The sequence below is a fragment of the Streptomyces sp. NPDC056948 genome, from assembly GCF_042674225.1.
Taxonomy (GTDB): Bacteria; Actinomycetota; Actinomycetes; order Streptomycetales; family Streptomycetaceae; genus Streptomyces; species Streptomyces purpurascens.
In genome coordinates this window covers 1-7,736 of the sequence record NZ_JBHUQX010000429.1, presented here as the reverse complement: position 1 = coordinate 7,736, position 7,736 = coordinate 1, and the positions used below count along the sequence as shown (strand labels likewise).

Sequence of the window (7,736 nt, the reverse complement as noted above, 5' to 3'; positions counted from 1 at the left end):
ACGTAGGGCAGGTCAGGACAGCCACTTCTTCCACGTGGACTTGTGGCTGTCCACCCACTTCTTCGCCGCCTCCTCCGGGGTCAGCTTCTTGTCGGCGATCAACAGGGAGACCTCGTTCTGGTCCTCGGTCGTCCACTTGAACTTCTTCAGGAACGCCGCAGCCTTGCCGCCGTTCTTGGCGAAGTCCGCGTTGAGGTACTTCTGCAGCGGCGTGTGCGGGTAGGCGCAGGCGACCTTCTCCAGGTCGGCGTCGCAGCCCTCCTTGTACGCCGGCAGCTTCACCTCGGTCATCGGGACCTTCCTGAACAGCCACTGCGGGGAGTACCAGTAGGTGAGGAAGGGCTTCTTCTCCTTGGCGAACTGCCTCATCTGGGTGATCTGCGCCGCCTCGGAGCCGGCGAACACCACCTGGTAGTCCAGCTTCAGGTTCTTCACCAGCGCCTTGTCGTTGGTGACATAGGACGGCGAACCGTCCATGAGCTGGCCCTTGCTGCCGCTCTCCGGGGTGCGGAACTGATCGGCGTACTTGTTGAGGTTCTTCCAGTTCGTGATGTCCGGGTGCTTCTTGGCGAAGTACGTCGGGACGAACCAGCCGATGTGCCCGGTGACGCCGAGTCCGCCGCCCGGCACGATCGTCTTCTTGTCCTTGACGTACCGCTGCTCCTGCTCGGGGTGGCCCCAGTCCTCCAGGAGCGCGTCGACGCGGCCCTGGCTGAGGGCGTCCCAGGCGGGCACCTCGTCGACCTGGACGGTGTCGACGCGGTAGCCCAGCTCGTTCTCCAGGAGGTACTGGGCGACGGCCACGTTGGCCTGCGCGCCCACCCAGGACTGCACGGACAGGGTCACGGACTTGGCGCCCTGCGCGTTGGCGAAGGGCGAGGACTGCTTGGTCATGTCGGCGGCGCCGCAGCCGGTGAGCAGCGCCAAAGAGCTCACGGCGGCGATCACCGCAGTCGTACGGACTCGCATGTCACGCTCCCTTCTTCGCGCGCCGCTCGGTGGGCTGGGTCACCCGGTCGAGCATCAGGCCGAGGCAGACGATCGCCGCGCCGGCCACCAGACCGGTCGCCAGGTCGCCCTGGGCGAGGCCGAAGACCACGTCGTAGCCGAGCGCGCCACCGCCGACCAGGCCGCCGATGACGACGACGGCGAGGACCAGGACGAGGCCCTGGTTGACGGCGAGCAGCAGCGCCGGGCGGGCCAGCGGGAGCTGGACCTGCCGCAGTTGCTGCCAGCTCGTCGCGCCGAGCGAGCCGGAGGCCTCCAGCGCGGCCGGGTCGACCTGGCGCAGGCCCTGGGTGGTGATACGGACGACGGCCGGCAGCGCGTACACGATCGCGGCCGCGACGGCCGGGGCGCGGCCGACGCCGAACAGGGCGACGACCGGGATCAGGTACACGAACTGCGGCATCGTCTGGAACACGTCCAGGACGGGACGCAGCAGCCGCTCCAGACGGTCGCTGCGGGCCGCCGCGATGCCGGTGGCGAAGCCGACGACGAGGGTGACGGCGACGGCCGCGAGGACCTGCGACAGGGTGTCGAGGGAGGGCTTCCAGACGCCGAGCGCGCCGATCGCGGCCATGGCGAGGACGGCGGTGAGCGCGGTGCGCCAGGTGCCGATCACCCAGGCCAGGGCGGCCACGATCAGCAGGACCGACCACCAGGGCAGCCCCTGCAGGCCGTCGCGCATCGGGTCGAGCACCCAGGTGGTGAAGTGGCCCGCCCAGTCGGCGGTGCCGCCGACCACGGGGACGCCGGAGTAGAGGTGCGCGGTCATCCAGTCGACCGCGCGGTTGACAGGCTCGGCGATGCCGACGACCCAGGCCTCGGGCCAGTCGAGCCGGCCCGCGAGACGCCCGGCGACCGCCACGGCGGCGAAGGCGACCAGGGCGTACAGCCGGCCGAGCCCGCGCCGGGGCTCCGGTTCGGCGCCGAGCCGCTCCCCCGCCGCGCCCGTGACACGGTCCAGGACGACGGCCAGCAGCACGATCGGGATACCGGCGGCGAGCGCGGCACCGACGTCGACCGAGGCCAGCGCCTGGTAGACGCGGTCACCGAGACCGCCCGCGCCGATGACGGCCGCGATGACGGCCATCGACAGCGCCATCATGATCGTCTGGTTGAGGCCGAGCAGGAGTTCCTTGCGGGCCAGCGGGATACGGGCCGTCAGCAGCCGCTGGCGTGCGGTGGAGCCGAGCGACTCGACCGCCTCCAGCACCTCCTTGTCGGCGCCGCGCAGACCGAGCGAGGTCAGACGGGCCATGGGCGGGGCGGCGTAGATGACGGTGGCCAGGACGGCCGCCGGGACGCCGATGCCGAAGACCAGCACGACCGGCAGCAGATAGGCGAAGGCCGGGAGCACCTGCATGGTGTCCAGGACCGGGCGCAGGAGGCGGTCCATCCGGTCGGACAGCCCGGCGGCGAGCCCGAGCAGCACGCCCACCGCGACCGACGCGAGGACCGCGACGACCATCAGGGCGAGCGTCTGCATGGTCGGCACCCACATGCCGAGCAGGCCGCAGGCCAGGAACGCGACGCCCGTGCCGAGCGCGAGCCGGATGCCCGCGACGCGCCAGGCGACCAGCGCGCCCAGGGCCGTGACGCCCGCCCAGCCGACGGCCAGGAGGCCGAGGTAGACGGCTCGTACGGCGATGACGACGACGTTGCTGACGTGGCCGAAGAAGTACAGGAACAGCGGGTGGCTGTCGCGGTTGTCGATGATCCAGTCGCTGGCCTTGGCGAGCGGCTCGGAGAAGTCGACGGTCAGTGCGGTCGGCCAGCTACCGCTCGCCCAGCGGGCGTTCGCCAGGGGGACGAGGATCGCGGCGGCCAGGGCGAGGAGCAGCAGCTTGCGGACGGCCGGGGTCTTGAGGAGGCCGGGCAGTCCCACGCGCGGCGGGGATGCGGTGATGGTCGCCATCAGACGGCCTCCTTGGACTGCTCCGTCCCGGGCGGAGCTGGCTGCTCCGTGCCGGCGACGACACCGAGCAGCGTGTCGGAGTCGACCATGCCCACGCACCGGCCCTCGTCCACGACCCGGGCCGGAACACCGGCGCGGGCGACCGCCTCGATCGCCTCGGAGACGGTCGCGTCGGGCCGGACCGCCGGTCCGCTGCCGTCCAGGTCCGCCGACGGGCTGCGCATGGCCGTACGGACGGTGAGGACCTGCTCGCGCGGGACGTCCCGGACGAAGTCGCGGACGTAGTCGTCGGCGGGCGAGCCCACGATCTCCTCGGGCGTGCCGAGCTGCACGACCCGGCCGTCGCGCATCAGGGCGATGCGGTCGCCCAGCTTGAGGGCCTCCTGGAGGTCATGGGTGATGAAGACCATCGTGCGGCCCTCGTCGCGGTGCAGCCGTATCACTTCCTCCTGCATCTCGCGCCGGATGAGGGGGTCGAGCGCGCTGAACGGCTCGTCGAAGAGGAGGACTTCGGGGTCGACGGCGAGCGCGCGGGCGAGGCCCACGCGCTGCCGCTGGCCGCCGGAGAGCTGGCTGGGGCGGCGGTGCTCCATGCCTTCCAGGCCGACCTTGGCGACGACCTCGGCGGCGCGCTCACGCCGCTGGGCCTTGCCCATGCCCTGGATCTCCAGGCCGTAGGCGACGTTGTCGAGGACCGTGCGGTGCGGCAGCAGGCCGAAGTGCTGGAAGACCATGGCGGCGCGGTGCCGGCGCAGTTCGCGCAGCCGGGCGCGGTCCATGGCGCGGACGTCCTCGCCGTCGATGGCGATGGTGCCGGCCGTCGGCTCGATCAGCCGGGTCAGACAGCGCACCAGCGTGGACTTGCCGGAGCCGGACAGGCCCATGACGACGAAGACCTCGCCCTTGCGCACATCGAAGCTGACGTCGCGGACGGCGGCCGTGCAGCCGGTGCGGGAGCGCAGCTCTGCGGCGTCGAGGGCGGTGAGCTCGGGGTCGGCGGGAATGCGCTCGGCCTTGGGGCCGAACACCTTCCACAGGCCCTCCACCGAGAAGACGGGGGTCGTGTCCATGGTCTGCTCCGTGGGGGGTTCGAGGGTCGGGATCTCGGTCATCTCGGTCACCGGTCGTCACCACCGATCAGCTCGGCGGCCTTCTCGCCGACCATGAGCACGCCGATCATCGGGTTCACGGTGGTCATGGTGGGGAAGACGGAGGCGTCGGCGATGCGGATGCCTTCCAGGCCGCGGACGCGCAGCTCGGGGTCGACGACGGCGAGCCGGTCGTCGGCGTCGCCCATCTTGCAGGTGCCCGCGGGGTGGTAGACGGTGTGCGCGACCTTGCGGGCGTACTCGCTGAGCTCCGCGTCGTCGGTCACGTGCGGGCCGGGCGCCACCTCGCGCTTGAGCCAGCCGGCCAGCGGCTCGGTCTTGGCGATCTCGCGGGCGATCTTGATGCCGTCGACGAGGGTCCGGCCGTCGTAGTCGTCCTCGTCGGTGAAGTAGCGGAAGTCCAGGGCCGGCTTGACCTCGGGGTCGGCGCTGGTCAGGTAGAGCCGGCCGCGGCTCTTCGGCTTGGGGATGTTCGGGGTCATCGAGACGCCGAACTCCGGCCGCTGGTAGCCCAGTCGCTCCGGGTTGTCCGTGAAGGGGATCTGGTAGAAGTGGAACATCAGGTCGGGGTGCGGCTGTTCGGGGTCCCGGCGCACGAACAGGCCCGCGTCGGAGTCCATCGCGGAGTTCTCCGGGATGGGGCCGTTCGTCTCCCACACGATCACCGACTCGGGGTGGTCGAGCAGGTTCTCGCCGATGCCCGGCAGGTCGTGCGTCACGGGTATGCCGAGCCGCTCCAGGTCCGCCTTCGGGCCGATGCCGGAGTGCATCAGCAGCCGGGGCGAGTCGACCGCGCCGGCACAGAGCAGAACCTCGTTGCGGGCCTTGACGAGGATCTCCTCGCCGTCCTTGGTGCGGACGTGGACGCCCTCGGCGCGGTTGCCGTCCAGCTCCAGCTTGTAGGCCCAGGTCTCCAGCAGGATCGTCAGGTTGGGCCGCTCGTCCATCACCGGGTGCAGGTACGCCACCGACGCCGAGGAGCGCTTGTTGTTCTCGGGGTGGTAGGCGAGGTCGAAGAAGCCGACGCCCTCGGTGAACGGCTTCTTGTTGAAGCCCTCCACGCGCGGCACGTTCAGCGCCGCCTGGGCCGCGTCGACGAAGTCACGGGCGATGGCGTTCCGGTCCTTCTCGTCGACCGGGACGACGTTGTTGAGCAGGCGCGCGAAGTACGCCTCCATCTGCACCGCGCCCCAGCCCTTGGCGCCGGCGGCCTCCCACTCGTCCCAGTCGGCCGGCAGCGGCTTGAAGGCGATCAGGGTGTTGTGCGAGGAGCAGCCGCCCAGGACCCGGGCGCGGCTGTGCCGGATATGCGAGTTTCCGCGTGGCTGCTCGGTGGTCGGGTAGTCGTAGTCGAGCTCGCCGCCCAGCAGGCCCATCCAGCGGCGCAGGGTCAGCACGTCGTCGCGGCCGACGTCGCTGGGGCCGCCCTCGATGACGGCGACGGTGACGTCGGGGTTCTCGGTCAGGCGGGAGGCAATGACGGAACCTGCGGTTCCGCCGCCTATCACGACATAGTCGTACTCGTGACTGGTGTGGGACATGGCGTACTTGCTCCAGAGGGGATGAGCCAGAGGGGACGAAGAGATCGGGCCCGGAGGGCGCGGGTGCGGGAGGTCAGCCCGCGAACCAGCGCACCGGCTTCGGGGCGAGGTTCTGGTAGACGTGCTTGGTCTCCCGGTACTCGGCGAGTCCGGCCGGGCCGAGCTCCCGGCCCACTCCGCTCTTGCCGAAACCGCCCCACTCCGCCTGCGGCAGGTAGGGGTGGAAGTCGTTGATCCAGATCGTGCCGTGACGCAGCCGGCCGGCCACGCGCCGGGCCCGGCCCGCGTCGGAGGTCCAGACGCCGCCCGCGAGGCCGTACTCGGTGTCGTTGGCGAGGGTCACGGCCTCGTCCTCGGTGCGGAAGGTCTCGACGGTGAGGACCGGCCCGAAGACCTCCTCCCGGATGACGCGCATCTCGCGGTGGCAGTGGTCGAGGACGGTCGGCTCGTAGAAGTAGCCGTTCTCGGGGCGCTGCGGGGACGGCTCGGGGCGCTTGCCGCCGGAGCGCAGGACCGCGCCCTCCTTGAGGGCGGACTCGACGTACATCTCGACCTTGGCGCGCTGCTGCTCGGAGACCAGCGGGCCGCACTCGACACCGTCCTCGGTGCCGCGGCCGAGCCGGATCTTCTCGGCGCGGCGGGCGAGTTCGGCGACGAAGCGCTCCCGGACCGACTCCTCGATGATCAGGCGGGCGCCGGCCGAGCAGACCTGGCCGCTGTGGATGAAGGCGGCGTTGAGGGCCTGGTCGACGGCGGTGTCGAAGCCCTCCTCGGTGGCGCAGGCGTCGGCGAAGACCACGTTGGGGTTCTTGCCGCCGAGCTCGAGGGCGACCTTCTTGACGCCGGGCGCGGCGGCCTGGGCGACCTTGGTGCCGCTGAGCAGACCGCCGGTGAAGGAGACCAGGTCGACGTCGGGGTGCTCGGAGAGCCGCGCGCCGACCGTATGACCGGGCCCGGTGACGATGTTGGCGACGCCGGCGGGCAGCCCGGCCTCGACCAGCAGCTCGATGACCGCGATGGTCGTCATCGGGGTGATCTCGCTCGGCTTGATGACGAAGGTGTTGCCCGCCGCGAGCGCCGGGGCGATTTTCCAGCTCGCCTGCAGCAGCGGGTAGTTCCAGGGCGTGATCATCGCGCAGACGCCGATGGGCTCGTGCACGACGACGCTGTGGATGTCGGGCGAGCCCGCGTCCACGACCCGGCCGGGGGCCTCGCCGGCGACCAGGTCGGCGAAGTAGCGGAAGGCGTCGGCGACACAGTCGATGTCGACGCGGCCCTCTTCGACGGTCTTGCCGGCGTCCTGGGCCTCCAGCCGCCCGAGCTGCTCGCGGTCGCGCACCAGCAGGTCGGCGACGCGCCTCAGCAGCGCGGCGCGCTCGGCGACGGGCATGCCGGGCCAGTCGCCCTCGTCGAAGGCGCGCCGGGCGGCGGCGATCGCCAGGTCGGTGTCTTTCTCGTCACCCTCCGCGACCACGGCGAACGGCAGCGCGTCCGCGGGGTCGAGGATCTCCCGGGTGGCGCCGGAGACGGCCGCACGCCACTCCCCTCCCGCGTGGATGGTGCTGCGCGCCTGAAGTACGTTGCTTTCCGCCATGACCGCTTTCGCCTTCCGTTCCTGATCAGCGCCCTTGTGTCACACACGTGTCACTAAGAGACCGAGTGCGCCTGCCCTCACCCCCCGGATGCATGCACGATCCGTGGCCGAAAGTGCGCTGTGTCACTGAAGATGCGGTCAAACGCGGGCAAAACACCCGCCGATCAGGTGCGGCTGACGTCAGGTCGCCCGAGGCCGGAAGCCCTCCGGCGGGTCTTCGCCCGCACGCCCGTCGACGGACTCGCGTATGAGGTCCGCGTGGCCGACGTGGCGGGCGTACTCCTCGATGAGATCGACCAGCAGGCGCCGCACGCTCGGTGACCGGCCGTCCCGGGTCGTGAAGGCGGCGAGGCGGCCGGCGTCGCTCTCCGCGAGCACCTCCCGCAGATTCGCCCGGGACCGCCGCACGGCCTCCGTCCACAGCGTGTACAACCGCTCGGGCGTGTCCCCGGCGGCCGAACTCCACTCCCAGTCCGGCTCGACGCCCCAGTCCACCGCGCCCCACGGCGGCGCGGGCTCCTTTACCAGCGCGAAGACTAAGACCCGGGAAAGACGACAGGCCCCGCACCGGT

The 7,736-nt window shown here is 71.2% G+C and carries 6 protein-coding genes; all 6 read right to left on the bottom strand.

Annotation, left to right across the window (positions count from 1 at the left end):
- Positions 1-12: 12 nt before the first annotated feature.
- The 6 genes from ACFTZL_RS37105 to ACFTZL_RS37080 all read right to left on the bottom strand — a co-directional run bounded on the left by ACFTZL_RS37105 (position 13) and on the right by ACFTZL_RS37080 (position 7,659).
- Entirely contained in the window at positions 13-969 is a 957-nt protein-coding gene (locus tag ACFTZL_RS37105) for an ABC transporter substrate-binding protein (protein WP_382592453.1), read from the bottom strand.
- A 1-nt stretch (position 970) separates the two neighbouring features.
- A complete protein-coding gene (locus ACFTZL_RS37100; RefSeq protein ID WP_382592450.1) occupies positions 971-2,920 on the bottom strand; it encodes an ABC transporter permease in 1,950 nt (649 codons plus the stop codon).
- Positions 2,920-4,032, bottom strand: a complete 1,113-nt coding sequence (locus tag ACFTZL_RS37095) for a glycine betaine/L-proline ABC transporter ATP-binding protein (protein WP_382592456.1) — start codon at positions 4,030-4,032, stop codon at positions 2,920-2,922. The genes ACFTZL_RS37100 and ACFTZL_RS37095 overlap by 1 nt, the downstream gene beginning before the upstream one ends.
- A gap of 5 nt (positions 4,033-4,037) precedes the next feature.
- The gene (locus ACFTZL_RS37090) at positions 4,038-5,570 is read right to left on the bottom strand and encodes a GMC family oxidoreductase (protein ID WP_382592448.1); all 1,533 of its coding nucleotides are present in this window, start codon (positions 5,568-5,570) and stop codon (positions 4,038-4,040) included.
- Positions 5,571-5,643: 73 nt separating this feature from the next.
- Positions 5,644-7,164, bottom strand: a complete 1,521-nt coding sequence (locus tag ACFTZL_RS37085; protein ID WP_382592446.1) for an aldehyde dehydrogenase family protein — start codon at positions 7,162-7,164, stop codon at positions 5,644-5,646.
- Positions 7,165-7,344: 180 nt separating this feature from the next.
- Positions 7,345-7,659, bottom strand: coding sequence for a DUF664 domain-containing protein (locus ACFTZL_RS37080; protein ID WP_382592443.1), 315 nt, complete (start codon positions 7,657-7,659; stop codon positions 7,345-7,347).
- Between the last annotated feature and the right edge of the window lie 77 nt (positions 7,660-7,736).

Coding starts and splice junctions, on each gene's coding strand:
- ACFTZL_RS37105 (WP_382592453.1), bottom strand. CDS start 969: ATGCGAGTCCGTACGACTGCGGTGATCGCCGCCGTGAGCTCTTTGGCG.
- ACFTZL_RS37085 (WP_382592446.1), bottom strand. CDS start 7,164: ATGGCGGAAAGCAACGTACTTCAGGCGCGCAGCACCATCCACGCGGGA.
- ACFTZL_RS37095 (WP_382592456.1), bottom strand. CDS start 4,032: ATGACCGAGATCCCGACCCTCGAACCCCCCACGGAGCAGACCATGGAC.
- ACFTZL_RS37090 (WP_382592448.1), bottom strand. CDS start 5,570: ATGTCCCACACCAGTCACGAGTACGACTATGTCGTGATAGGCGGCGGA.
- ACFTZL_RS37100 (WP_382592450.1), bottom strand. CDS start 2,920: ATGGCGACCATCACCGCATCCCCGCCGCGCGTGGGACTGCCCGGCCTC.